General features: G+C 43.9%; 22 protein-coding genes. 18 read left to right on the top strand and 4 right to left on the bottom strand.

What is annotated here, in order from left to right:
* Positions 1–211 precede the first annotated feature (211 nt).
* The 3 genes from ilvA (at position 212) to ACEYCN_RS06510 (ending at position 2,702) form a co-directional block, all read left to right on the top strand.
* Entirely contained in the window at positions 212–1,462 is a 1,251-nt protein-coding gene (ilvA, locus tag ACEYCN_RS06500) for a threonine ammonia-lyase IlvA (RefSeq protein ID WP_373713477.1), read from the top strand.
* A gap of 24 nt (positions 1,463–1,486) precedes the next feature.
* Positions 1,487–2,374, top strand: a complete 888-nt coding sequence (locus ACEYCN_RS06505) for an SPFH domain-containing protein (RefSeq protein ID WP_373713478.1) — start codon at positions 1,487–1,489, stop codon at positions 2,372–2,374.
* 118 nt (positions 2,375–2,492) lie between these two features.
* On the top strand, positions 2,493–2,702 hold the full coding sequence (locus tag ACEYCN_RS06510) for a hypothetical protein (protein WP_018166113.1): 210 nt from the start codon (positions 2,493–2,495) through the stop codon (positions 2,700–2,702).
* 463 nt (positions 2,703–3,165) lie between these two features.
* On the opposite strand, the gene ACEYCN_RS06515 is transcribed toward ACEYCN_RS06510, so the two are convergent.
* Both ACEYCN_RS06515 and ACEYCN_RS06520 read right to left on the bottom strand, forming a co-directional pair.
* Positions 3,166–3,906 carry an amino acid ABC transporter ATP-binding protein gene (locus tag ACEYCN_RS06515; RefSeq protein WP_373713479.1) on the bottom strand — a complete coding sequence of 247 codons (741 nt, stop codon included), beginning with the start codon at positions 3,904–3,906 and terminating at the stop codon, positions 3,166–3,168.
* Positions 3,906–5,471: an ABC transporter substrate-binding protein/permease gene (locus ACEYCN_RS06520; protein ID WP_373713480.1), complete on the bottom strand. Its 1,566-nt coding sequence runs from the start codon at positions 5,469–5,471 to the stop codon at positions 3,906–3,908. The genes ACEYCN_RS06515 and ACEYCN_RS06520 overlap by 1 nt, the downstream gene beginning before the upstream one ends.
* 127 nt (positions 5,472–5,598) lie before the next feature.
* Here ACEYCN_RS06520 and ACEYCN_RS06525 point away from each other — a divergent pair, with 127 nt between their 5' ends.
* The 9 genes from ACEYCN_RS06525 to ACEYCN_RS06565 all read left to right on the top strand — a co-directional run bounded on the left by ACEYCN_RS06525 (position 5,599) and on the right by ACEYCN_RS06565 (position 15,024).
* The gene (locus ACEYCN_RS06525; RefSeq protein ID WP_373713481.1) at positions 5,599–6,438 is read left to right on the top strand and encodes an undecaprenyl-diphosphate phosphatase; all 840 of its coding nucleotides are present in this window, start codon (positions 5,599–5,601) and stop codon (positions 6,436–6,438) included.
* Positions 6,439–6,526: 88 nt separating this feature from the next.
* Entirely contained in the window at positions 6,527–7,252 is a 726-nt protein-coding gene (mecA, locus tag ACEYCN_RS06530) for an adaptor protein MecA (RefSeq protein WP_373713482.1), read from the top strand.
* Positions 7,249–8,409: a glycosyltransferase family 4 protein gene (locus ACEYCN_RS06535; RefSeq protein WP_373713483.1), complete on the top strand. Its 1,161-nt coding sequence runs from the start codon at positions 7,249–7,251 to the stop codon at positions 8,407–8,409. Before mecA ends, ACEYCN_RS06535 begins: the two co-directional genes overlap by 4 nt.
* Before the next feature lie 160 nt (positions 8,410–8,569).
* Positions 8,570–9,346, top strand: coding sequence for a Fe-S cluster assembly ATPase SufC (gene sufC / locus ACEYCN_RS06540; protein WP_373713484.1), 777 nt, complete (start codon positions 8,570–8,572; stop codon positions 9,344–9,346).
* A 44-nt stretch (positions 9,347–9,390) separates the two neighbouring features.
* Positions 9,391–10,668, top strand: coding sequence for a Fe-S cluster assembly protein SufD (gene sufD / locus ACEYCN_RS06545; RefSeq protein ID WP_373713485.1), 1,278 nt, complete (start codon positions 9,391–9,393; stop codon positions 10,666–10,668).
* Complete coding sequence (locus tag ACEYCN_RS06550; RefSeq protein ID WP_373713486.1) at positions 10,655–11,887, top strand: cysteine desulfurase; 1,233 nt, start codon at positions 10,655–10,657, stop codon at positions 11,885–11,887. Before sufD ends, ACEYCN_RS06550 begins: the two co-directional genes overlap by 14 nt.
* On the top strand, positions 11,874–12,326 hold the full coding sequence (gene sufU / locus ACEYCN_RS06555) for a Fe-S cluster assembly sulfur transfer protein SufU (RefSeq protein WP_373713487.1): 453 nt from the start codon (positions 11,874–11,876) through the stop codon (positions 12,324–12,326). The genes ACEYCN_RS06550 and sufU overlap by 14 nt, the downstream gene beginning before the upstream one ends.
* Positions 12,327–12,379: 53 nt before the next feature.
* On the top strand, positions 12,380–13,792 hold the full coding sequence (sufB, locus tag ACEYCN_RS06560; RefSeq protein ID WP_373713488.1) for a Fe-S cluster assembly protein SufB: 1,413 nt from the start codon (positions 12,380–12,382) through the stop codon (positions 13,790–13,792).
* 443 nt (positions 13,793–14,235) lie between these two features.
* Complete coding sequence (locus ACEYCN_RS06565; protein ID WP_373713489.1) at positions 14,236–15,024, top strand: DUF6612 family protein; 789 nt, start codon at positions 14,236–14,238, stop codon at positions 15,022–15,024.
* Positions 15,025–15,067: 43 nt separating this feature from the next.
* Here the strand turns inward: ACEYCN_RS06565 and pbp3 are convergent, their stop codons facing one another.
* Complete coding sequence (pbp3, locus tag ACEYCN_RS06570; protein ID WP_373713490.1) at positions 15,068–16,309, bottom strand: D-alanyl-D-alanine carboxypeptidase PBP3; 1,242 nt, start codon at positions 16,307–16,309, stop codon at positions 15,068–15,070.
* Positions 16,310–16,516: 207 nt separating this feature from the next.
* Between pbp3 and ACEYCN_RS06575 the strand changes: the two genes are divergently transcribed.
* From ACEYCN_RS06575 to ACEYCN_RS06600, 6 genes are all read left to right on the top strand, one after another.
* The gene (locus ACEYCN_RS06575) at positions 16,517–18,496 is read left to right on the top strand and encodes a peptide ABC transporter substrate-binding protein (RefSeq protein ID WP_373713491.1); all 1,980 of its coding nucleotides are present in this window, start codon (positions 16,517–16,519) and stop codon (positions 18,494–18,496) included.
* An 85-nt stretch (positions 18,497–18,581) separates the two neighbouring features.
* Positions 18,582–20,084 carry an ABC transporter permease gene (locus ACEYCN_RS06580; protein ID WP_373713492.1) on the top strand — a complete coding sequence of 501 codons (1,503 nt, stop codon included), beginning with the start codon at positions 18,582–18,584 and terminating at the stop codon, positions 20,082–20,084.
* Complete coding sequence (oppC, locus tag ACEYCN_RS06585; protein WP_373713493.1) at positions 20,084–21,010, top strand: oligopeptide ABC transporter permease OppC; 927 nt, start codon at positions 20,084–20,086, stop codon at positions 21,008–21,010. The genes ACEYCN_RS06580 and oppC overlap by 1 nt, the downstream gene beginning before the upstream one ends.
* Before the next feature lie 9 nt (positions 21,011–21,019).
* Positions 21,020–22,084 carry an ABC transporter ATP-binding protein gene (locus ACEYCN_RS06590; protein WP_373713494.1) on the top strand — a complete coding sequence of 355 codons (1,065 nt, stop codon included), beginning with the start codon at positions 21,020–21,022 and terminating at the stop codon, positions 22,082–22,084.
* Positions 22,085–22,093: 9 nt separating this feature from the next.
* Positions 22,094–23,020 (top strand): ATP-binding cassette domain-containing protein, encoded by a 927-nt coding sequence (locus ACEYCN_RS06595; RefSeq protein WP_373713495.1) that lies wholly within the window; start codon positions 22,094–22,096, stop codon positions 23,018–23,020.
* 105 nt (positions 23,021–23,125) lie between these two features.
* Complete coding sequence (locus ACEYCN_RS06600; RefSeq protein WP_373713496.1) at positions 23,126–23,599, top strand: sigma-70 family RNA polymerase sigma factor; 474 nt, start codon at positions 23,126–23,128, stop codon at positions 23,597–23,599.
* Positions 23,600–23,646: 47 nt separating this feature from the next.
* On the opposite strand, the gene ACEYCN_RS06605 is transcribed toward ACEYCN_RS06600, so the two are convergent.
* A partial coding sequence (locus ACEYCN_RS06605; RefSeq protein ID WP_373713498.1) for an IS3 family transposase occupies positions 23,647–23,754 on the bottom strand: 108 nt, incomplete at its 5' end.

The raw sequence follows: 23,754 nt of genomic DNA on the forward strand, positions 1-23,754 counted from the left end.
TTCTCTCAACAGACACAAAGTTGGACATGTCAAATAATACAAGAATATATTTCTATAATTTAATTGCTTTGTATTTTTTGATGTGCTATAATAAGAATAAGAGCTGAAAGAATTGACAAGTGGAGACTGTAAATATTTCTCACCTTGTTGAAAAGAAGAGACTTTGTGGTAAAATAACCAGTGAACACAGTAAGGAAAGAGGAGAAAAGATATGCTTTCAGCTAGAAAAGTAGAAGAGGCCTATCAAGTCTTAAAAGGAGTGGTGGTCAGGACCTCTCTTCATTATGACCGTTACTTATCAGAAAAATATGGAGCTGAGATCTTTACCAAAAGGGAAAATGAGCAACGGGTTCGGTCCTTTAAGATTCGTGGTGCTTATTATGCCATTTCACAACTGACAGATCAAGAAAAGATGGCCGGAGTTGTCTGTGCCTCGGCTGGAAATCATGCTCAGGGCGTAGCCTACACCTGTAATGAAATGAAAATTCCTGCCACTATCTTTATGCCGGTGACGACCCCTCAGCAGAAAATCAGCCAGGTCAAGTTCTTTGGTGGAGACTATGTGACCATTCGTCTGACTGGGGATACTTTTGACGAATCTGCCCGCGCAGCTCTTGACTTTGCCAAGGAAGCAGAAAAAACCTTTATCGATCCCTTTGATGATGAAAATGTCCAGGCAGGACAAGGAACGGTAGCTGTTGAAATTTTAGAACAAGCGGATCAACAGGGAATCGCCTTTGATCAAATCCTGATACCAGTTGGGGGTGGTGGTTTGATCGCAGGGGTATCGACTTATTTGAAGGACCAAGCGCCTGAAATCAAGTTGATTGGGGTTGAAGCTAGTGGCGCCCGCTCCATGAAGGCCGCCTTTGATAAAGGAAGGCCAGTCAAGCTCGAACAGATTGATAAATTTGCGGATGGGATTGCGGTTCAAAAAGTTGGGGCTACTACCTATGAAGCGGCCAGAAAACATGTGGATCAACTAATTGGCGTGGACGAAGGTTGGATATCTGAGACTATTTTGGATTTGTATTCCAAGCAAGGAATTGTAGCGGAGCCGGCAGGTGCGGCTTCCATCGCCGCGCTAGATGTCATTCAGGACCAGATCAAAGGCAAGACCATTTGTTGCATCATCTCTGGTGGTAACAATGACATCAACCGTATGCCGGAAATGGAAGAACGTTCGCTGATTTATGCAGGTGTCAAGCATTACTTTGTTGTCAATTTCCCCCAAAGACCTGGTGCTCTTCGTGAATTTGTAAATGATATTTTGGGAGAAAATGATGATATTACTCGTTTCGAGTATATCAAGCGGGCTAATAAGGGAACAGGGCCCGTTCTCATCGGAATTGCCCTGGGGAATAAAGATGATTATCCTGCCTTCATTTCCCGTTTAGAGGCCTTTGATCCCAACTATGTCAATTTACATGAGAATGATTCACTTTATAAAATGTTGGTTTAGTCTATCGCCTAAAGGAGAACGATTATGTTTATGTATATTTTTCCTCTATTGTTGCTCATTATTATCCTCTTCATCATCGCCAGCACACTTTATGTTGTCAGACAACAGACAGTTGTGATCATTGAGCGTTTCGGTAAATACCAAGCCACGGTCTCAAGTGGTATTCATATTCGTATGCCTTTTGGTATTGATCGCATTGCAGCTCGTATCCAGCTTCGGATGTTGCAGAGTGAGTTGATTGTGGAAACAAAGACCAATGACAATGTTTTTGTAACCTTGAACATTGCGACCCAATACCGAGTTAATGAGCAAAATGTCATGGATGCCTACTACAAATTGATGCGTCCAGAAGAGCAAATCAAATCCTACATTGAAGATGCTCTTCGCTCCTCAGTGCCCAAATTGACTCTGGATGAGCTCTTTGAGAAAAAAGATGAGATTGCCTTAGAAGTTCAAAAACAAGTGGCTGAAGAAATGTCTACCTATGGCTATATTATCGTCAAAACCTTGATTACAAAGGTAGAACCAGATGCTGAAGTTAAACAGTCCATGAATGAAATCAATGCGGCCCAACGCAAGCGCGTGGCTGCCCAAGAGCTGGCCAATGCAGACAAGATTAAGATTGTGACCGCAGCCGAAGCAGAAGCTGAAAAAGATCGCCTTCATGGTGTCGGTATTGCCCAACAGCGGAAGGCTATTGTGGATGGTTTGGCAGATTCTATTGCTGAACTCAAGGAAGCCAATGTTGATATGTCTGAAGAACAAATTATGGCCATCCTCTTAACCAACCAGTATCTCGATACCCTCAATCAATTTGCATCTGCAGGAAATCAGACAATATTTTTACCAAATTCTCCGAATGGTGTGGAGGATATCCGAGCTCAAATCTTATCTGCTTTAAAAGCAAAATGAGACTTTTTTAGAAAAAATGTCCACTTTTTTGTAAAATTCGATCTTAATATATTGACAATTAAAAAAACCTGTACTATAATTACTAACAGTAATAAGTAAAAAAAGAAAGGGGTTCCTAATGACAAGCTATGAAAAAGTTGCAGCAGTAGTGGGTTGGGTGCGTGACAAAAAAATCACAGGCTATCGGATCAGTAAAGAAACAAACGCCCGTGAAATGTCTGTTATTGCCCTTGCACAAGGTAGAGCAAAGATTGACAATATCTCCTTTGCGACTGCTTTAGGTCTGATTGATTTTTATGATAAAAATCATAAGAAGTACGAAGGCTAATCGTATCAATTTCACCAATAAACGCGACTCAAGAGAGTTGCGTTTTATTTTTTCATTATGTAAATATCCTTCTGATAGCCCTAAGTGCTTCTAATTCTAATGGATTGGATTTTCAACACTTTGCATTTTTCGGAACCTACAAAGGAAACGGATTATCGTATATCAGCACAATAAATGCTGGAATTTTCGACCACTGTGGTTTCTTATTTGAAATGATAACAGATGCGCCACTCTCATACGAAACTCAGGTAATCGTGCAGAAGTCCATGTTTTTGCTGGAAATGGTCATTTGGAAGTCCTTATGGTGTACTTGCTTTAGGTTGTAGTAAGAAAACCAACAAGATAGCAGCGGGAGATGACCAGAAGGTTTTACAGGAATGTCTGGCCAAATGGCATACACAATAAGAAACAACAGGTCTAAAAAGAGCTTGCCAACTCGGGTTGGCAAGCTCTTTTTTAGTTTTTATTTCAAAAAGCGCTGTAGGAAGGTTTTGGTTCGTTCTTCTTTTGGATTTTCAAAGATTTCTTGGGGAGTTCCTTGTTCGGCGATAACGCCTTGGTCCATAAAGATGACACGGTCAGAGACTTCTTTGGCAAACTCCATTTCATGGGTTACAATCAGCATGGTCAAGCCTGTTTCGGCCAATTCTTTCATGGTTTTCAGAACTTCGCCAACCATTTCTGGGTCAAGGGCGGAAGTGGGTTCATCAAAGAGCATGGCTTCTGGGTTGATAGAGAGGGCTCTGGCGATGGCTACCCGTTGTTTTTGTCCACCTGAGAGTTGCTTTGGTTTGGCTGCCCAGTATTGCTCGGTCATGCCAACCTTGTTGAGGTTTTCTTTGGCAATGGCTTCGGCTTCTGTACGGGATCGTTTGAGGACGGTGGTCTGAGCCACGATGGCATTTTCCAGGACATTGAGGTTTTCAAAGAGGTTAAAGGATTGGAAAACCATGCCCAGTTTTTCCCGGTAGGTGGTCAAATCATAGCCCTTTTCCAAGACATTTTGTCCATGGAAGAGGATTTCACCGCCAGTTGGTTCTTCCAGCAGGTTGATGGATCGCAGGAAGGTAGATTTTCCAGAGCCGGAAGACCCGATAATGGAAATAACTTCCCCTTTATGAACAGTTAGTGAGATATCTTTTAGGACCTGATTGGCGCCAAAAGATTTTTTCAAATGGTTGATTTCTAAAATCACTTGTGACATTAGTTGAGGACCTCCGTTTGCATTTGATTGGCACCAGTGGTGTAGGTATCGGCATCAAAACGTTTTTCCACATAGCGGAGGATGCGGGTCACGGTAAAGGTGAGGACGAAGTAGATGGCAGCGATAATGGTGAAGGTTTGGAAGTATTGATAGGTCTGGGTTGCAACAGTATTTCCTGAGAAATAAAGTTCGACAACAGAGATCACATTCAATACCGAGGTGTCCTTGATGTTGATGACAAATTCATTACCAGTGGCTGGGAGAATATTGCGGATAACCTGTGGCAAGACGATCTTGCGCATGGTTTGGCCGTGGGTAAATCCGAGGGCAGTTGCCGCTTCAAATTGGCCCTTGTCAACAGCGAAAATACCACCGCGGACGATTTCACTCATATAGGCTCCGGTGTTGATAGACACGATAAAGATGGCAGCTAGGGTACGGTCCAGCGAAACTCCAAAAGCTTGGGCTGTTCCATAGTAGATGACCATCGATTGAACAATCATCGGAGTACCACGGAAGATTTCAATATAGGCGCTGAGCAACCAGCCAAAAATCTTTTGTAAGATAGCCAGCCCCTTGTTGACTGCAGTTGGTGCAGTGCGGTAGACGCCGATAAGGAGGCCAATGATGAGGCCAGTGATGGTTCCGACCATGGAAATGAGGAGAGTGATGCCTGTTCCGCGTAGGAATTGCTTCCAGTTCTTGGTCAGGATGGTGATAACTTGTTGGAAGAAACTTGGTTCAGCTCCATCTGTACTGTTGTCTGCGGGCTGGATTTCGATCATCTTGTCCATGAGAGCAACACGGTCTTTTTCTGAAATGGTTTCTAGGACAGCATTGACTTTAACCAATGAATCGATGTCATCTTTTCTTAAACCAACAGCGATGGCAGCATCAGATTCAGCTACTTCAAAGCCAGGATTTGGTGTCACCATGAGAAACTTGGAATTGGCACTTTCAGCGGTCAGAGCTTCAGGTCGCTCTGAAATGTAGGCATCAATGATGCCAGATGCCAGAGCCTGGCGCATTTGTGAGAAATCTCCCATCGGTGTTTGAGGCTCAGCACCAACCAATTGCGGTAACAAGTTGACATGCCAAACTCCTTGCTGGGCAGTAATTTTTGCTCCAGCAAAATCTTCTAAGGTTTTGGCTTTAGCAAAGTCACCATCTCGCGAGACAACTAAGACCGGCTCGCTGGTGTAGTAGGCATTGGAAAAGGCAATCTCTAGTTTACGTTCTTCTGTTGGGCTCATACCAGCTGCAATCATGTCAATTTTTCCAGAGGTCAAGGCTGGAATCAAGCCTGTCCAGGAAGTTTTGACAACCAGAGGTTCCTTTCCCATGGCTTCAGCAATTTTTTTGGCAATTTGGACGTCATAGCCATTGGCATACTGGTTGGTTCCTTCGATGGGAACAGCGCCGTTTGAATCGTCCTCCTGTGTCCAGTTAAAGGGAGCATAGGCTGCCTCCATCCCGACACGAAGATAGTTGTCTGCTTTGACGCTGTATCCGGTCGCAACAAGGGCCAGGACAAGCAGGATGAGCAGGCTGATTTTCTGTTTCATAAATTCTCCTATTTAATTGTATTTGTTACATTGTAACAAAATTCTGACAAATTTCCAATGGATGTATTTTTTTCTCTTCAAAAAGCGGATATGTGGTATAATGATACGGTGAAAGCGAGGGTGATGTATGTTTGTAGAGATCTTAAAAGCCATCTTTTTTGGTATTGTTGAAGGGGTAACCGAGTGGTTGCCGATTTCCAGCACAGGTCACTTGATTTTGGTCCAGGAATTTGTCAAACTGAACCAAGAAAAAAGTTTTATGGAGATGTTCAATATTGTTATCCAGCTGGGGGCAATATTAGCGGTTATTGTTCTATACTTTGAACGTCTGAATCCCTTCCAACCTGGAAAAACAAAGCAGGAAATCCGTTTGACCTGGCAGCTTTGGTTAAAAGTGGCCATTGCCTGTATTCCATCTATTTTGGTGGCCCTGCCCTTTGATAGCTGGTTCGAGGCACATTTCAACTTTATGTTTCCCATTGCCATTGCCCTGATTGTATATGGTTTTGCCTTTATTTGGATTGAAAAGCGTAATGCAACTCTGGAACCTCAAGTGACCAGTCTGGCTCGCATGCCCTACAAGACTGCTTTTTTGATCGGTCTCTTCCAGGTCTTGGCCATTATCCCAGGAACCAGTCGTTCAGGGGCAACCATCTTGGGGGCTATCATTCTAGGAGCCAGTCGCTCGGTAGCTGCGGATTTTACATTCTTTTTGGCGATTCCAACTATGTTTGGATATAGCGGCTTGAAGGCAGTGAAGTTTTTCTTGGATGGCAATGTCCTCAATCTCAATCAGGCCATCTTGCTTCTCTTGGCCAGTGTAACGGCTTTTGTGGTCAGTCTCTATGCGATTCGTTTTCTGACCGATTATGTGAAAAAACATGACTTTACAATTTTTGGAAAATACCGTATCGGATTAGGGACCCTTTTGATTGTCTATTCACTTGTAAATTGGATGATGACTTAATAGGAATGGAGCCAGCTTGTCTGGCTTTTCCTTTGTAAAAAAGGCCCTTTTCCTGTATAATGAATAGACAAACGCATGAGGTATGACTATGAAGATGAAGCAAATCAGTGATTCAACTCTGAAAATCACTATAAAATTAGAAGATTTAGAAGAAAGAGGCATGGAATTGGCGGATTTTCTGATTCCCCAAGAAAAGACAGAAGACTTTTTCTATGCTGTTTTGGAGGAATTGGAGTTGCCAATGACCTTCCGAGAAAGTGGGATGCTGAGTTTTCGTGTGACTCCAAAGCCTGATAAAATTGATATTTTTGTGACCAAATCCGATATTGACCGCAACATGGATTTTGAGGAATTTGCAGACTTGGCCAACATAGAGGAACTATCACAGATGACACCGGACGAGTTTTTGAAAACCTTGGAGAAGGCGACTCGTGATAAGAGTGCTGGTCTAGGAGATGAAACGGCTGTTCGTCATCTGGAGAAGGTGGAGGAGCTAGAAGAAGCACTGGATGAAGATCAAAAATACATCTACTATATTCTTGATTTTAAGGATTTGGGTCAGGCTGTTCGTTTTGCCCAAACCGTTGATTTTCAAGTAGATACTTCCGAGCTCTACAAGATGGATACACATTATTATATGACTGTCCTCATCAATATTGAGAGTCGGTCTAAGCAGTATCCAGATTATCTCCTTTCTCGGATGCTGGAGCATGCAGACGATACAGCTATGAGCCGGCCTGTTCTGCAGGAACATGGCAAGCTCCTCTTGCCGTCAGAAGCTCTTGAGGAGCTGAGAAAGGTTCAGTTAACATGATTCCTTTTGCTCTGCAGTATATCATTGTCCTCATATCAACCCTGGTTTTGTCTGCCATAGCGACCCCACTAGTCCGTTTTTTAGCCTTTAAGATTGGCGCAGTAGACAATCCCAATGCTCGGCGTATCAATAAGGTTCCCATGCCAACAGCGGGTGGATTGGCAGTCTTTATAGCCTTTTCTGTATCTGTACTGTTCTTTTTGCCAGGGATTATCAAGTATCTCAATGTAAACGGAGTCTACATTCACTATGTCCTCCCCCTTGTCTTGGCGGGCGGTATCATCATTGTGACGGGACTGATTGATGATGTGAAAGAGCTGAAACCTCTCCCTAAGATGACTGGCATCTTGATAGCCGCCACTATTATCTGGCTTTGGACGGATTTTCGTTTTGATGATTTCAAGATTCCCTTTGGGGGGCCTTTGATCCATTTTCCAAGCTGGGTGTCTTTCTTTTTGACAGTTTTGTGGATTGTGGCCATCACCAATGCAGTCAATCTCATTGATGGTTTGGATGGCTTGGTGTCAGGAGTTTCCATTATCTCCTTGACCACCATGGGTATTGTTTCTTATTTCTTCCTGCACGACAGCAATATTTTCCTGCCATTGACCATCTTTATCCTGGTGGTTTCGATTGCGGGATTCTTGCCCTACAATTATCATCCGGCTATCATTTATCTGGGAGATACGGGTGCCCTCTTTATCGGTTTTATGATTGGGGTCTTGTCCCTTCAGGGCTTGAAAAATTCCACAGCTGTTGCGGTGGTGACACCCATGATTATTTTAGGGGTTCCGATTACTGACACGGTCGTGGCGATTATCCGTCGCCACCTCTCGGGTAAGAAATTTTACGAGGCTGACCGCATGCATCTCCATCACCGCCTCCTCTCCATGGGTTTGACCCATCGAGGAACGGTCTTGGTGATCTATGCTATCTCCTTTATTTTCTCCCTGACCTCCCTCTTGCTCAATGTTTCCAGCCGCCTGGGTGGCGTCCTCCTCATGGTCTTCTTGCTGCTGGGCGTCTTGATTCTCAGTGAAATGGTTGGCATCTTTGGGGAAAACCGGACTCCCTTGCTCAATACTTTACGCTTCATAGGAAACAGTAGCTACCGTCAGGAAGCCATTGAAAAATGGAAGGCGCGGCGTTCAAAATAAACTAAGAAAGAGCTGTCTCAGCTCTTTTTCTGATGGAGAGAAATGCTGTTCTTAAGACCTTATTAGAGAAAAAAGACCACATTTTTGGTATAATAACAAGCATCAATAAAAACCGAACATAGCCAAAAAAGGCTATTGTATCACATTTGAGGAGTAGACCATGTCAGTATTAGAAATCAAAGATTTGCATGTTGAAATCGAAGGAAAAGAAATCCTAAAGGGCGTCAATTTGACCCTTCAAACAGGCCAAATTGCTGCCATCATGGGACCAAACGGAACAGGGAAATCAACCCTTTCGGCCGCCATCATGGGCAATCCTAGCTATGAAGTAACCAAGGGGGAAATCCTCTTTGATGGTGTTAACATCTTAGAATTAGAAGTCGATGAGCGGGCGAGAATGGGCCTCTTTTTGGCCATGCAGTACCCATCTGAAATCCCTGGGATTACCAATGCCGAGTTTCTGCGGGCAGCCATGAATGCCGGCAAGGAAGAGGATGAAAAAATCGCTGTCCTGCCCTTTATCAAAAAGCTGGATGAAAAAATGGCCCTTCTCAACATGAAGGAAGAAATGGCCGAGCGCTACCTTAATGAAGGATTTTCAGGCGGTGAGAAGAAGCGCAATGAAATCCTGCAACTGCTCATGATTGAGCCAACCTTCGCCATTTTGGATGAAATTGATTCTGGTTTGGATATCGATGCCCTCAAGGTGGTGTCAAAAGGCATCAATGCCATGCGCGGCGAAGCATTTGGTGCCATGATTATTACCCACTACCAGCGCCTCCTCAACTACATCACACCTGATGTGGTCCATGTCATGATGGAAGGCCGTGTGGTGGCTTCTGGCGGTCCAGAATTGGCGGTTCGTTTGGAAAAAGAAGGTTATATCCATCTGGCTGCTGAGCTGGGCATTGATTATTCGGAACCAGAAGAAGCCTAATCTTTGTCATTGGACAACTTTTGCTGTTTAGAAAGAGAGAAAAAATGACCAAAGAACAGATTCAAGATTTTTCCTTAGCCCATGCTGAACCAGCCTGGTTGGCAGACTTGCGCCAGGCCGCCTTTGATCAAATCGACCGCCTGGAATTGCCAACCATTGAGCGGGTCAAATTCCACCGCTGGAATTTGGGAGATGGTAGCTTGGCTGAAAATGAAGCTCCAGGACCAGTTCCGGATTTTACAGCCCTTGATGATAACCCCAAATTGGTACAAGTTGGCAGTCACACCGTTCTAGAACAGTTGCCAGCTGATTTGGTGGAGCAGGGAGTGGTGTTCACAGACCTCTATTCGGCCTTGGAGCTGATTCCAGATGTGATTGAGAAGTATTTTGGGACAGTTATCAAGTATGATGAAAATAAAATGACCGCCTATAATGCAGCCTATTTCAATGCCACCGCAGTCCTTTATATCCCAGATAATGTCATCGTAAACCAGCCTGTCGAAGGTCTCTACTATCAAGATGCAACTAGCTCTGCTCCCTTCAACAAACGAGTTCTCATTATCGCTGGCAAAAACAGCCAAGTCAACTATCTGGAGCGCTTTGAAAGTTTTGGCGAAGGTGGGCTAGAAACCTCAGCCAATATCACTGTTGAAGTGGTAGCTCTGGCTGGTAGTCAGGTTAAATTCTCGGCCATCGATCGACTGGGCAAACATGTAACCACCTTTATGAATCGCCGTGGTCGCCTGGCCAGTGATGCCAGCATCGACTGGGCCTTGGGCATCATGAACCAAGGTAATGTTGTTGCCGATTTTGACAGTGATTTGATGGGGACAGGGAGTCATGCCAATCTGAAGGTTGTGGCCCTATCCAGTGGTCGCCAGGTACAGGGCATTGATAGTCGGGTGACCAACTATGGTCCCCATTCTGTTGGCCATATCCTCCAACATGGGGTTATCCTGGAACGCGGAACTCTGACCTTTAACGGAATCGGCCATATCATTCGCGGAGCAAAGGGGGCAGATGCCCAACAGGAAAGCCGGGTTCTCATGTTGTCAGACAAGGCCCGATCCGATGCCAATCCCATTTTGCTCATTGATGAAAATGAAGTCACAGCTGGCCACGCAGCCTCTATCGGCCAAGTGGACCCTGAGGACATGTACTACCTGATGAGTCGTGGCCTGGACCGAGCAACTGCTGAGCGCTTAGTCATTCGTGGTTTCTTGGGATCTGTTATCACAGAAATTCCAGTCAAGGAAGTTCGTGATGAAATGATCCAAGTCATCGAAGATACATTAACAAAGAGAGATTATGACAAAGATTGATTGTGAAAAGCTGCGCCAGGATTTTCCCATTTTAGACCAACTTGTTAATGACGAGCCCTTGGTTTATTTGGACAATGCAGCCACCACCCAAAAGCCTGCCCAAGTCTTGCAGGCCCTGGAAAACTATTATAAGACAGATAATGCCAATGTTCACAGAGGGGTGCATACCCTGGCTGAACGGGCCACCGCCTCCTATGAAGCGGTGCGCCAGCAGGTGGCTGACTTTATCCATGCTAACTCAAGCAAGGAAATCCTCTTTACACGTGGCACTACAACCGGTCTCAACTGGGTGGCTCATTTTGCGCAAGAAATCCTCCAGCCGGGAGATCAGGTCATCATTTCCATCATGGAACACCATTCCAATATCATTCCCTGGCAGGAGGCCTGCCGAAAAACAGGGGCCAAACTGGATTATGTTTACCTGAAAGATGGGGAACTGGATTTGGATGGTTTGCAAGACCTGCTCAGTTCTCGCACCCGTTTTGTTTCCCTGGCCCATGTGTCCAATGTGCTAGGGGTTGTTAACCCCATCAAGGAAATCGCCCAAATGGTCCATGCTGTTGGAGCCTATTTGGTGGTAGATGGGGCCCAGTCAACACCTCATATGGCCATCGATGTCCAAGACCTTGATGTGGATTTCTTTGCCTTTTCGGGCCACAAAATGCTGGGGCCGACAGGCATTGGAGTTCTTTATGGCAAAGAGGAGCTACTCGAAATCATGTCTCCAGTTGAATTCGGGGGAGAAATGATTGATTTCGTCCGTGAACAGACAGCCAGCTGGAAGGAATTGCCCTGGAAATTTGAAGCTGGAACCCCCAATATTGCAGGCGTTATCGGACTGGGTGCGGCCATTGCTTACCTCACTCAAATTGGGTTGGATCAGGTGCAGGCCCATGAAAGGGACTTGGTCAATTATCTTTTTCCGAAATTGCAGGCCATCCCAGGCTTAACCATCTATGGCAGCCAAGACTTGGCCAAGCGAACAGGGGTCATTTCCTTTAACTTGGATGAGTTGCATCCTCATGATGTGGCCACTGCCCTGGACTACGAAGGAGTGGCTGTTCGAGCAGGCCACCACTGTGCCCAACCCCTCATTCATCATCTGGGTGCGACCGCAGCTGCCCGTGCTAGTCTGTACATCTACAATACCAAGGCAGATTGTGACAAGTTGGTCGAGGCCCTCCTCAAGACAAAGGAGTTTTTCAATGGCACTCTCTAAATTAGACTCCCTCTACATGGCGGTGGTTTCAGACCACTCCAAGCATCCTCATCACCGGGGGAAAGTAGCTGATGTCGAAGTTCTTGAACTGCACAACCCCACCTGCGGAGATGTGATTGAGCTCTCGCTCCGCATTGATGCAGACGGTAAGATTGCGGATATCGCCTTCGACGGAGCCGGTTGTACCATATCGACCGCTTCTGCCTCTATGATGACCGATGCTGTCCTTGGAAAAACCAAGGCCCAGGCCTTGGAGCTAGCAGAAATTTTCTCCAGGATGGTGCAAGGTCAGCAAGAAGATGTGCAAGAAAGATTAGGGGAAGCCGCCCTCTTAGCAGGTGTCGCCAAGTTTCCCCAACGCATCAAGTGCGCCACCCTCTCCTGGAAGGCCCTGGAAAAGGCTATCGAACGCAGTGAGTTAGCCGATGAAGGAAAATAAATTAGAAATATAGACGGGCCTATATGGCCTTTGTATCTTGTGAAAGGAATCTTATGTCAGAAGAAATTGTAGAGCCAACCCCCATCGATTTAGGGGAATATCAGTTTGGCTTCCATGATGATGTGGAACCCATCTACTCAACCGGTAAGGGGCTCAGTGAAGAAGTTATTCGTGAGCTGTCGGCTGCCAAAGGGGAGCCCGAATGGATGTTGGACTTCCGTTTGAAATCCTATGCTGCTTTCCAAAAAATGCCCATGCAGACCTGGGGAGCAGACCTGTCCCAGCTTGATTTTGATGACATCATTTACTACCAAAAAGCTTCTGAAAAACCGGCCAGAAGCTGGGATGATGTACCAGACAAAATCAAGGAAACCTTTGAACGCATCGGAATTCCAGAAGCCGAGCGGGCATACTTGGCCGGAGCAGCAGCCCAGTACGAATCAGAAGTGGTTTACCACAATATGAAAGAAGAGTACGACAAGTTAGGCATTATCTTTACCGATACCGACTCAGCTCTGCGGGAGCATCCAGAACTCTTCAAAAAATACTTTGCCAAGTTTGTTCCCCCAACGGACAATAAACTAGCGGCCCTCAACTCAGCTGTTTGGTCAGGAGGGACCTTCATCTATGTACCAAAAGGGGTCAAATGTGACATTCCCTTGCAGACCTACTTCCGGATTAACAATGAAGGTACAGGTCAGTTTGAGCGGACCCTGATTATCGTGGACGAGGGAGCCAGCATTCACTATGTAGAGGGCTGTACCGCGCCGACCTATTCAACTGCTAGCCTCCATGCTGCAGTGGTTGAAATCATTGCCCACGAAGGGGCCTATATGCGCTACACCACCATCCAAAACTGGTCAGACAATGTCTATAATTTGGTTACCAAACGGGCTCGGGCCGAGAAAAATGCGACTGTGGAGTGGATTGACGGAAACCTAGGTGCTCACACCACCATGAAATACCCAGCTGTTTATTTGGAAGGAGAAGGAGCGCGTGGAACCATGCTGTCCATCGCCTTTGCCAATAAAGGCCAGCACCAGGATACAGGTGCTAAGATGATCCACAACGCCCCTCATACCAGCTCGTCCATCGTATCCAAGTCCATTGCCAGAGGCGGTGGTGAAGTCAACTACCGTGGACAGGTCACCTTTAATAAAAATTCTAAAAAATCCATCAGCCATATTGAATGTGACACCATCTTGATGGATGACATTTCCCGCTCAGATACCATCCCATTTAACGAAATCCACAATTCCCAAGTTGCCCTGGAACACGAAGCCAAGGTGTCAAAAATCTCCGAAGAACAGCTCTATTACCTCATGAGCCGCGGCCTCTCCGAGCAAGAAGCCACAGAAATGATCGTCATGGGCTTTGTCGAACCCTTTACCAAAGAACTTCCAATGGAATACGCAGTCGAACTTAACCGACTCATTGCCTATGAGATGGAGGGGAGCGTGGGTTAAGGTAACAATTCGGGGAATTGTTACCTTCCACGCTCGTCGTTTTCTGCAAGAAAACGATATGTAATCAGGAGTTCTGCAGGAACTCTCACTTAGGAGGTTGGAGATAAAGAGCGACGGTAGTCGCTCCACCTTATGATTTCCTTTGATACCCCCCCTTCCACGCTCGTCGTTTTCTGCAAGAAAACGATATGTAATCAGGAGTTCCTCTGGGACTCTCGCTTGAACGAAAAGTGACACCGCAAACGAAGGTCACAGAGATCAAGAAAATAAGCTTTCCGAAATGCACGGAAGGCTTTTTCTATTGATAAATCGATTAGAAAAACTTCTAGTTGTGAGATGCTCTTTTTGAAAGCTGATTTCCGAACAATCCCAGTGATTCGTTGAAAATAGTTTCAAAAAATGATATAATAAGGCAGTAAACATCATGAACAGGAGGGCAAATCATGAGAAATAATTTTAAAATGCTTGGGGTCCTTTGCTTACTGTCGTTAGTTTTGGTAGCTTGTGGAACCAAAAACGACAAAGATGTGACCAGTGAACCAGAGAAAACGATCACAACTGAGGAAAAAAAGCTGACAATTGCCGAATTTTTAGATGAGGCTGAAAAAGCTAACAATGAGGTGGAAACAGTACATTTTGACATGGATCTATCTCTCCAAGTTAATACCAATAAAAAAACTCAAAAAATGCGGGCAGATATCGACTATGGCAAACAAGGAGATACGATTCAACGAGCCAATGCCTTGATTGATGAAGTCAATAACGGTCAGCCTGTTTATCAAGAATATATTTTGCCAGGAGGCGATGGAAATCCAGTTTATTCTCGAACCAGCAAGGATGGTGCTTGGAATAAACAATCAAGTGACGGGCGCTATTTCATCCAGCCAGGTTACTTTAGTTTTCTAAAAATTCTTTACTCAATGGAAAATGATTTGGAATTGACAGAAAGTGATGATGAGTACACACTGGTTCTAAAAAGTCAGAATGTTGACTTGCTCTCTCTGTTCAAAGACGAATTGAACTTATCCATTACTGGTGTGAGCCAAACAGAAGTAAATAAAGTCTTTGAAGTCACCTTTGACAAAGATAATTACTACATGACTGGCTTCAAGATGACGTTTGACTATGAAGGCGATGCTGGTGAATTGGATATGGAGATCGAAACAGACTTTTCCGATTGGAATCAACTGGATGATTCAACCTTCCAGGCTCCCGATAATGTTTCATTATAGAAAAAAAGACTGAAATGCATTTGAGTGCTTTCAGTCTTTTAGTTTATAAATTTTCATTGACATAGCGGACGAAGTGGTTCCACCAAGAAAGTGGCCAACTAGCCTCGGAAATATTTTCTGCAACTACCATTTCAACGCTAGGTTGAGATTCTAAATAGCCCTTTCCAATCAGATCCTTATCAACCAAACTCAAATTTCCCAAGCTATGGCCCTGTTGAATAGGAGCATCGAGAGATGCTATTTTTTTATTGTATTTAGCAGAAACTGGAGCAGTTGCACCCTTTCGGATATAGGCATACAGGTCATCTGCAGCAACGGCCTCTACTTTCTCTTTCTGTCCATTAAAAACAGCAATAGAGCTGGATTGATAAGGTTTCCCTTTTTCGACCAAAGGAGTCAGAGTGAAGTTGTTTTTAACATAATCAATCAACTGATTGGTAGCCAAAAAACGATTATCAGGATATTCTTGCCCATCATTGGCATTGAGGACAACGGTCACAATCTGCATCTTCTTTTCTTGGAAGCTTGCTACAAAAGAAACGCCACCAGTTTCACTAGCTCCTGTTTTCAACCCATCTACTCCTGAACGAGCATAAGTTCCTGCCTTAAGCATTTGGTTGGTGGAAGAGTAGAAGGTACCGTGAAAATTGAAATCATATTGGGAGGTGATGTCTAAAACTTGAGGAAAATCTATTAACAAACGACGGGCAACAATAGCTACATCCATAGCGGATAACTGGTTTTCATCATTTTCGCTAGAACCTGGATAGCGCTCTTCTCCTAGGAAACTATTGTTTAAACCTGTTGCATTGACTAATTTCGCATCCGTAATGCCCCATTCAGTCAATTTAGCCTTCATTTTATCAACAAAGGCAGGCTCACTGCCAGCTACTTCCTCAGCCAGTGCAATCGTTGCACTGTTGGCTGAAGCGATCAAAGCTGCCTCCAGCAATTCCTTGACAGTATAGGAACGTGCTTCTAGGCTGACATTGCTGACAACGGTTCCTGTCAAACTATAGGGGTAGTCACCAATGTCTACAACACTGTTCAGGGACAATTTGCCCTCTTCAATGGCCTCATAGACCAAGTAGACAGTCAGTAAGGTTGTGATAGAGCCAACTGGAGCAGGGGTCTGAGCATCTTGTTCATAAAGAATTTTTCCACTGGGGACATCAACTGCAATCGCGTGCTTGGCTGGGACTGAAAAATCCTCTGCTTGGACTGGCCTCACAAACGAAAAGAAGCTAATGCATAAAATCAAAGCCATTCTAACCAACTGTTTCATAAAATTCCTTCCAACATACCTCTCATTTTTATCATTATACCACAAAATTCACTAAAAACTATTTGATGGATAAAATAATCAGAAAATTCCAAATATACTTAACTTACTTTACAATTTTTCTATCTAATGATATAATCGAACATGAACAATTTAAGAATTGTTTAAGAAAAACAATCAATAACAAACTTAAAATAAGAGGAGACCATTATGCAAAAGAGAAAAATGGCAGCTATTGCCAGCGTCACATTGCTCTCTACTAGTTTTTTAGCAGCTTGTGGAAACGCTTCATCTAATAGCGGTTCAGGAAAAGAAACCACTTATTCCTATGTCTATACCGAAGATCCAACTTCTTTGGACTATATCGCCTTTAACCGTGCCCAAGTTTCAAATATTGTGACCAATATGGTGGACGGTCTGCTGGAGAATGACAAGTACGGCAACCTCATTCCATCTCTTGCAGAAGACTGGAAAGTTTCCAAAGATGGCTTGACCTATACCTACACCCTTCGTGAAGGCGTAAAATGGTACACCGCTGAAGGTGAAGAATATGCAGATGTCACAGCGGAAGATTTCGTGACCTCTATCAAGCACGCTGTGGACACAAAATCTGAAGGTCTCTATATCATCCAAGGCTCAATCGCAGGCTTGGACGACTATGTCAATGGTAAATCAAAAGACTTTTCAACCGTTGGTGTAAAAGCTCTGGATGAACGCACTGTTCAATATACTCTGAATGAGCCAGAACCTTTCTGGAACTCTAAATTGACCATGTCCATCATGCTGCCAGTCAATGCGGATTTCCTTGAATCCAAAGGAAAAGACTTCGGTAAGTCTGAACCAAGTGGCATCCTCTACAATGGAGCTTATCGCATCAGTGCCATGACTTCTAAGTCATCCATTGAGTATGTGAAGAATGAAAATTACTGGGATGCTGATAATGTAAAAATTGACAATGTGAAGTTAACTTTCTATGATGGACAAGATCCCGAGTCCTTGATCAAAGGCTTCACAGATGGAAACTACACGAATGCTCGTGTTTATCCAAACTCATCCAGCTATGCTTCTGTTAAGAAACAATATGCGGACAATATTGTCTATAGTTTGCAAGATGCAACAACGTATTACACTGCTCTAAACTTGAACCGGACCAACTATGGTCATACTGCTAAGACAACAGATGCACAGAAGACCTCAACCAAGAAGGCCCTTCTCAACAAAGACTTCCGCCAAGCCTTGACCTTTGCCTTTGATCGCGAAAATTATGTTTCACAGAATGTTGGTAAGGATTCGACTGATAAACCCTTGCGTAACCTGATGGTTCCGCCAAGCTTCGTCAGTGCTGGTGAAAAATCATTTGGCGACCTTGTAACAGAAAAAGTTGTTTCTTACGGTGATGAGTGGGCTGACGTAGACTTCTCAGATGCGCAAAACGGTCTCTACAATGTGGAAAAAGCCAAGGCTGAACTTGAAAAAGCAAAAGCTAGCCTTGCAGCAGAAGGTGTAGAATTCCCAATTCACCTCGATATGGCTGTTGACCAAAGCTCTGAAATTGGTGTGCAACAGGCTTCTTCATTGAAACAATCTATTGAAGCAGCTCTTGGAACAGATAATGTCGTCATCGATCTTCAAATGGTCGATGCGGATACCTTCCAGAATATCTCCTTCTATACCGAAACACCAGAGCAAAATGACTATGACATTTCTTATGGTGGTTGGGGACCTGACTACCAAGACCCATCAACCTATCTGGATATTTTTGAAACCAACTCAGGTGCGAATGCAACTAAGATCGGAATTGATGCAAAATCAGCCGATATTATCACGGCTGTTGGTTTGGATAAGTATAACGAACTTTTGAAAGCAGCTTCTGATGAGAAATTGGATGTTGTCAAACGTTATGAAAAGTATGCAGAAGCTCAAGCCTGGCTGACAGATAGCGCTATTGTAATTCCTTTCATGTCATTGGGTGGAACACCAAGTGTATCTAAGGTGCTTCCATACACTGCAGCAGCGGGTGATATTGGTATCAAAGGCGGAGGTAATCCATACTACTTCAAGTATATGGAAGTTGGCGCTGAAACCAACAAGGCCGAAGATGTCTATGCTAAACGCGAAAAATGGTTGAAAGAAAAAGCGAAATCAAATGCAGAAGCACAAGAGAAGCTTGCGGACCATGTAGAAAAATAAAGGACTTTTAAAGAACTTTTTCAAAAAGGACTTTCTCTACGAGTTTTAGAGGAAGTTCTTTTGAAATTTGGAGAGGAAACACAAAATGAAGAAGTATGTTCTAATGCGGATTTTACGCTCTTTATTCTCTCTTTTTATGGTAACCACTCTGATTTATACGATTATCTATACGATGGTACCTAGAAGGAAGATTTTTGAGAAAGATCCAACATACGTCAAAGTAGCAAAAGATCCGGATAGTAGAGCGGACTATGTCAATACCGTTTTTGAGAAAATGGGTTATATTGATTACCTCAACTCCAAGGAACTTCATGAAGCTGCTGAGGAAGCATATGGCAGTACAACAACTGATCCAGCTGCTAGCAATAAGAAAATGTATGAAAAGTATATCGCAGATTTGGGTAGCAACTGGGAACTTCACCAGTTCGAAGGTAGCCAGCTCTTTTACGCTACCAGGGAAATCCCTATTTATCAACGGGTACTTGACTTTTATGGGAACTTGATTCAGATTGATCATACCAACCGTATCAAGGATGAAAAAAATCCAGACTTAGAGCGCTACCTGCGTTTTGAAAAGGATCCATCAGTTGGTTGGGCCTTGGTTGGATCAGGCACTAAGCATAAGTACCTCCTCTATTTCAACGGACAATTTCCATTTATTCATCAACAATTTGTGACCCTAGATATGGGCTTATCCTATCCAACCTACGCCAATATCCCAGTCTTGGAAGTCCTCACTCAAGGTCAAGGGAAGACCCTAGTAACAGATGTAACCTTCCCGACAGGAGTAACTAAGCAGTCCTCTATCGATATTTATAGTCGGACTTACAAATCTCCGTCCTCTGCGGATAAACAGGATATTGCCAACTTTGGAGAAGGGGATGCTTATACAGCTACCAAGACTCGATATCAAGATCCATCTATGTTGGTCAATTCATCTATTATCGGCTTGATTAGTGTGGTGATTTCCTATTTTGTTGGTATCCCATTGGGGATTCTCATGGCCCGTTATAAAAACAAGGTTTTTGACTCGCTCACTACTGCCACCCTTAGCTTTTTGATGGCCTTGCCAAGTATCGCTTTTATCTATATTTTCCGCTTCTCACTTGGAAAGCTATTTGGGTTACCAGACACCTTCCCAGTTTTGGGAGCTTCTGATCCCAGATCCTACCTGTTTCCAGCCCTTCTTTTGGGATTGTTGACCATTCCAGGGACAGCGATTTGGATTCGTCGTTACTTCATTGACCTTCAAACCAGCGACTATGTTCGATTTGCCCGCTCCAAAGGACTGTCAGAGTCTGAAATTTCAAGACATCATATTTTGAGAAATGCCATGGTACCCGTTGTGAATAGTATTCCCTATTCAATTCTCAGTGTTATTGTTGGTGCTACCTTTACAGAGTCTGTTTTTGCCTTCCCGGGGATGGGTAAAATGCTGATTGATTCTATCAACGCAAGTAACAATAATATGGTCGTTGCCTTGTCGTTTATATTTGCAGCCCTGTCTATCTTCTCACTCCTTTTGGGTGATTTGCTGATGACAGTGGTTGACCCACGTATTAAGCTAGATGCGAAAGGAGGAAAATAATGTCAACTATTGATAAAAGTAAGTTTCAATTTGTCAAACGTGATGATTTTGCCTCCGAAGTGATTGATTCGCCAGCCTATTCCTACTGGAACTCGGTATTTCGTCAGTTTTTTAAGAAGAAATCTACCGTCCTGATGCTCGTCATCCTTATTGCCATTGTACTGATGAGTTTCATTTATCCCATGTTTGCCAACTATGACTTTAGCGATGTTAGTAAAATCAATGATTTTAGTTCCCGCTACAATTGGCCGAATGCCAAATATTGGTTTGGAACAGATGCCAATGGCCATTCCCTCTTTGATGGTATTTGGTATGGGGCTAGAAATTCCATTCTCATTTCCCTTATTGCTACAGTCATCAACTTGGTGATTGGGGTTATTGTCGGTGGAATTTGGGGTGTCTCAAAAGGCTTTGATAAGATTATGATGGAAGTCTATAATATCATCTCCAACATTCCTTATCTGCTGATTATCATCATTATGACTTACGCACTTGGTGCTGGTTTCTGGAATCTGATTTTAGCCTTTTGTATCTTTGGTTGGGTTCATGTTGCCTATTCTATTCGTGTGCAAATCCTGCGTTACCGTGATTTGGAGTATAACTTAGCTAGTCGTACTCTGGGAACTCCAACTTTTAAATTGGTAGTGAAGAATCTTCTGCCTCAGCTTGTATCGGTCATTGTGACCCAGGCTTCTCAAAGTCTGCCGGGATATATTTCTTCAGAAGCCTTTCTATCCTATTTTGGGATTGGTCTGCCAGTGACAGTACCAAGTTTGGGACGACTGATCTCCAAATATGCTCAAAATGTAACTACGAATGCCTACCTCTTCTGGATTCCGTTGACAGCCCTTGTTCTCGTTTCCTTTTCACTATTTATCGTTGGGCAAAACCTGTCTGATGCCAGTGATCCACGTACCCACAGATAAGGAGAAAATATGACAGAAAATAAAAATGTAATATTATCCGCCAAAGATGTGGTCGTGGAGTTTGATGTTCGTGACCGCGTCTTGACCGCAATTCGTAGCGTCTCACTAGACCTTATCGAAGGAGAAGTCTTAGCCATTGTTGGTGAATCTGGTTCTGGTAAATCGGTCTTGACCAAGACCTTTACAGGAATGTTGGAAGAAAATGGCCGTGTGGCGTCAGGCAGCATTACTTATCGTGGCCAAGAATTGACTGCTATCAAGAAACACGAAGATTGGGAAAAAATTCGTGGTGCCAAAATTGCGACTATCTTCCAAGATCCTATGACCAGTTTGAACCCCTTGGTCACCATTGGTCGTCAGATTTCTGAGGTTATTGTCAAACACCAAGGAAAGTCGGCTTCTGAAGCCAAAGAAATGGCCATCAACTATATGGAGCGGGTTGGAATCCCAGAAGCCAAAAAACGCTTCAATGAGTACCCCTTCCAATACTCCGGAGGGATGCGGCAACGGATTGTGATTGCTATTGCCTTAGCCTGCCGCCCAGATATCCTCATTTGTGATGAACCAACAACGGCCCTAGATGTAACCATCCAGGCACAAATTTTGGACTTGCTGAAAGAGTTACAAAGTGAATACAATTTCACCACCATTTTCATCACCCATGATTTGGGTGTTGTTGCCAGCATTGCCGATAAGGTTGCTGTGATGTATGCTGGTGAAGTGATTGAATTTGGTACGGTTGAGGACATCTTCTATGATCCGCGTCATCCTTATACTTGGAGTCTGCTTTCAAGTTTGCCTCAGCTAGCAAATTCAAAAGGAGAACTCTTCTCCATTCCGGGAACTCCGCCATCGCTCTTTACACCAGTGGTGGGAGATGCTTTTGCGCCTCGTTCCGAATTTGCGATGCAGATTGATTTTGAAGAAGCACCGCCAATTATCCATGTGACCGAAAGTCATTGGGCAAAAACTTGGCTCTTGCACCCAGAAGCACCCGTTGCTGAAAAACCAGCTGTTATCCAAGATTTGCATGCAAAGATCAAGGCAAAAATGTCAGTAGAAGAGATTAGTTAGGAGGAAGAAATGACTGAAAAATTAGTTGAAATTAAAGATTTAGAAATTTCTTTCGGAGAAGGTCACAAGAAATTTGTTGCCGTAAAAAATGCTAATTTCTTCATCAATAAGGGAGAAACTTTCTCTCTTGTTGGTGAATCTGGCTCTGGTAAGACAACCATTGGACGTGCCATTATCGGCCTTAACGATACCAGTGCAGGAGATATCCTATATAAAGGAGAAAAGATCAACGGCAAGCTCTCACGCGAGAAATCACGAGAGCTCATCCGTAAGATTCAAATGATCTTCCAGGATCCAGCTGCTAGTCTCAACGAACGGGCAACCGTTGATTATATCATCTCTGAGGGTCTCTATAATTTCAAATTATACGACAATGAAGCAGACAGGCAAGCTAAAGTTCGATCTATCCTAAATGATGTTGGTCTCCTTGCCGAGCATCTGACCCGTTTTCCGCATGAGTTTTCGGGTGGACAACGTCAGCGGATTGGTATTGCCCGTGCTCTTGTTATGCAGCCAGAATTAGTTATTGCAGACGAACCGATTTCTGCATTGGATGTTTCTGTGCGGGCCCAAGTTCTCAACTTGCTCAAACAACTGCAAAAAGAGCTTGGTTTAACCTATCTCTTTATCGCCCATGATTTGTCTGTTGTTCGCTTCATTTCAGATCGGATTGCAGTTATCCACAAGGGAGTGATTGTTGAAGTCGCAGAAACGGAAGAATTATTTAGAAACCCGATTCATCCGTACACGCGGTCCCTGCTTTCTGCAGTTCCAATTCCGGATCCAATTTTGGAACGCCAGAAAACTTTGATTGTCTACAACCCTGATCAGCATGACTACAGTGTTGACAAACCAGAAATGGTTGAAGTCAAACCAGGTCATTATGTCTGGTGCAATCAATCAGAACTTGTCCAATACAAAAAAGATTACTTATAACTAAAAATAGGAACTTCAATTTTATTGAGGTTCTTTTTCCTGACAAAAATGTCCTGTTCAGCCAGGCTGTTCCACTTTATACTAGAGATAAAGAAAGGAGACACCATGTCATTTGAACGCATTTACAAGAAAGTCCAAGGGATAGTCCACAGGGCTCGCAAGGATTACTACATTAAGCTATGGGGCAAAAGCGATTGGGACCAGGAAGGGATGTTGATTCTCTACCAACTGCTCCAAGCCCATCCAGGGATAGAAGAAGAGCCAGCCAAACTCTACAGCTACTTCAAGGTCAAGTTCCGCAACTACATCAAGGACAAGGTCCGTCGCCAGGAAAGCCAAAAACGTAAGTTCGACCGCATGAACCATGAGGACATCACCGAGCTCAGCCACTTAGTCGCAGAAAGAGGGATGCTCAGTGACGACAAGGTCCTCCTCCGAGATATGCTACGGAGATACCGCCAGCAGCTCTCAGAAAAAGACCAAGTCCACTATGAAGCCCTCATCAGTGGGCAACGCTTCAAAGGTCGCCGCCAAATGGTTCAAGACCTCCAAGGCTATCTTTCTGACTTCAAAGACTAAGAAGAAGGGGGGAGTGTACTGCCCCCAAAAAGTTAGACAAAAAATAATTAGTGAAAGGATTTGGTTCTGTACTGAACAGGACTAAGTCCTTTTAGTTTTGCTTTAATGCGCTTGTTGTTGTAGTAAAAAATATAATCCGTGATGGCTTGTTCCAA

Source organism: Streptococcus sp., assembly GCF_041802885.1.
GTDB lineage: Bacteria > Bacillota > Bacilli > Lactobacillales > Streptococcaceae > Streptococcus.

What these genes read in the sequence shown, in the direction of transcription:
- sufB (WP_373713488.1), top strand. Translation starts at nt 12,380, where the DNA reads ATGTCAGAAGAAATTGTAGAGCCAACCCCCATCGATTTAGGGGAATAT.
- ACEYCN_RS06505 (WP_373713478.1), top strand. Translation starts at nt 1,487, where the DNA reads ATGTTTATGTATATTTTTCCTCTATTGTTGCTCATTATTATCCTCTTC.
- ACEYCN_RS06600 (WP_373713496.1), top strand. Translation starts at nt 23,126, where the DNA reads ATGTCATTTGAACGCATTTACAAGAAAGTCCAAGGGATAGTCCACAGG.
- pbp3 (WP_373713490.1), bottom strand. Translation starts at nt 16,309, where the DNA reads ATGAAACAGTTGGTTAGAATGGCTTTGATTTTATGCATTAGCTTCTTT.
- ACEYCN_RS06590 (WP_373713494.1), top strand. Translation starts at nt 21,020, where the DNA reads ATGACAGAAAATAAAAATGTAATATTATCCGCCAAAGATGTGGTCGTG.
- ilvA (WP_373713477.1), top strand. Translation starts at nt 212, where the DNA reads ATGCTTTCAGCTAGAAAAGTAGAAGAGGCCTATCAAGTCTTAAAAGGA.
- ACEYCN_RS06510 (WP_018166113.1), top strand. Translation starts at nt 2,493, where the DNA reads ATGACAAGCTATGAAAAAGTTGCAGCAGTAGTGGGTTGGGTGCGTGAC.
- ACEYCN_RS06535 (WP_373713483.1), top strand. Translation starts at nt 7,249, where the DNA reads ATGATTCCTTTTGCTCTGCAGTATATCATTGTCCTCATATCAACCCTG.
- ACEYCN_RS06520 (WP_373713480.1), bottom strand. Translation starts at nt 5,471, where the DNA reads ATGAAACAGAAAATCAGCCTGCTCATCCTGCTTGTCCTGGCCCTTGTT.
- ACEYCN_RS06550 (WP_373713486.1), top strand. Translation starts at nt 10,655, where the DNA reads ATGACAAAGATTGATTGTGAAAAGCTGCGCCAGGATTTTCCCATTTTA.
- ACEYCN_RS06595 (WP_373713495.1), top strand. Translation starts at nt 22,094, where the DNA reads ATGACTGAAAAATTAGTTGAAATTAAAGATTTAGAAATTTCTTTCGGA.
- ACEYCN_RS06575 (WP_373713491.1), top strand. Translation starts at nt 16,517, where the DNA reads ATGCAAAAGAGAAAAATGGCAGCTATTGCCAGCGTCACATTGCTCTCT.
- ACEYCN_RS06565 (WP_373713489.1), top strand. Translation starts at nt 14,236, where the DNA reads ATGAGAAATAATTTTAAAATGCTTGGGGTCCTTTGCTTACTGTCGTTA.
- mecA (WP_373713482.1), top strand. Translation starts at nt 6,527, where the DNA reads ATGAAGATGAAGCAAATCAGTGATTCAACTCTGAAAATCACTATAAAA.
- oppC (WP_373713493.1), top strand. Translation starts at nt 20,084, where the DNA reads ATGTCAACTATTGATAAAAGTAAGTTTCAATTTGTCAAACGTGATGAT.
- ACEYCN_RS06580 (WP_373713492.1), top strand. Translation starts at nt 18,582, where the DNA reads ATGAAGAAGTATGTTCTAATGCGGATTTTACGCTCTTTATTCTCTCTT.
- sufD (WP_373713485.1), top strand. Translation starts at nt 9,391, where the DNA reads ATGACCAAAGAACAGATTCAAGATTTTTCCTTAGCCCATGCTGAACCA.
- sufU (WP_373713487.1), top strand. Translation starts at nt 11,874, where the DNA reads ATGGCACTCTCTAAATTAGACTCCCTCTACATGGCGGTGGTTTCAGAC.
- ACEYCN_RS06525 (WP_373713481.1), top strand. Translation starts at nt 5,599, where the DNA reads ATGTTTGTAGAGATCTTAAAAGCCATCTTTTTTGGTATTGTTGAAGGG.
- ACEYCN_RS06515 (WP_373713479.1), bottom strand. Translation starts at nt 3,906, where the DNA reads ATGTCACAAGTGATTTTAGAAATCAACCATTTGAAAAAATCTTTTGGC.
- sufC (WP_373713484.1), top strand. Translation starts at nt 8,570, where the DNA reads ATGTCAGTATTAGAAATCAAAGATTTGCATGTTGAAATCGAAGGAAAA.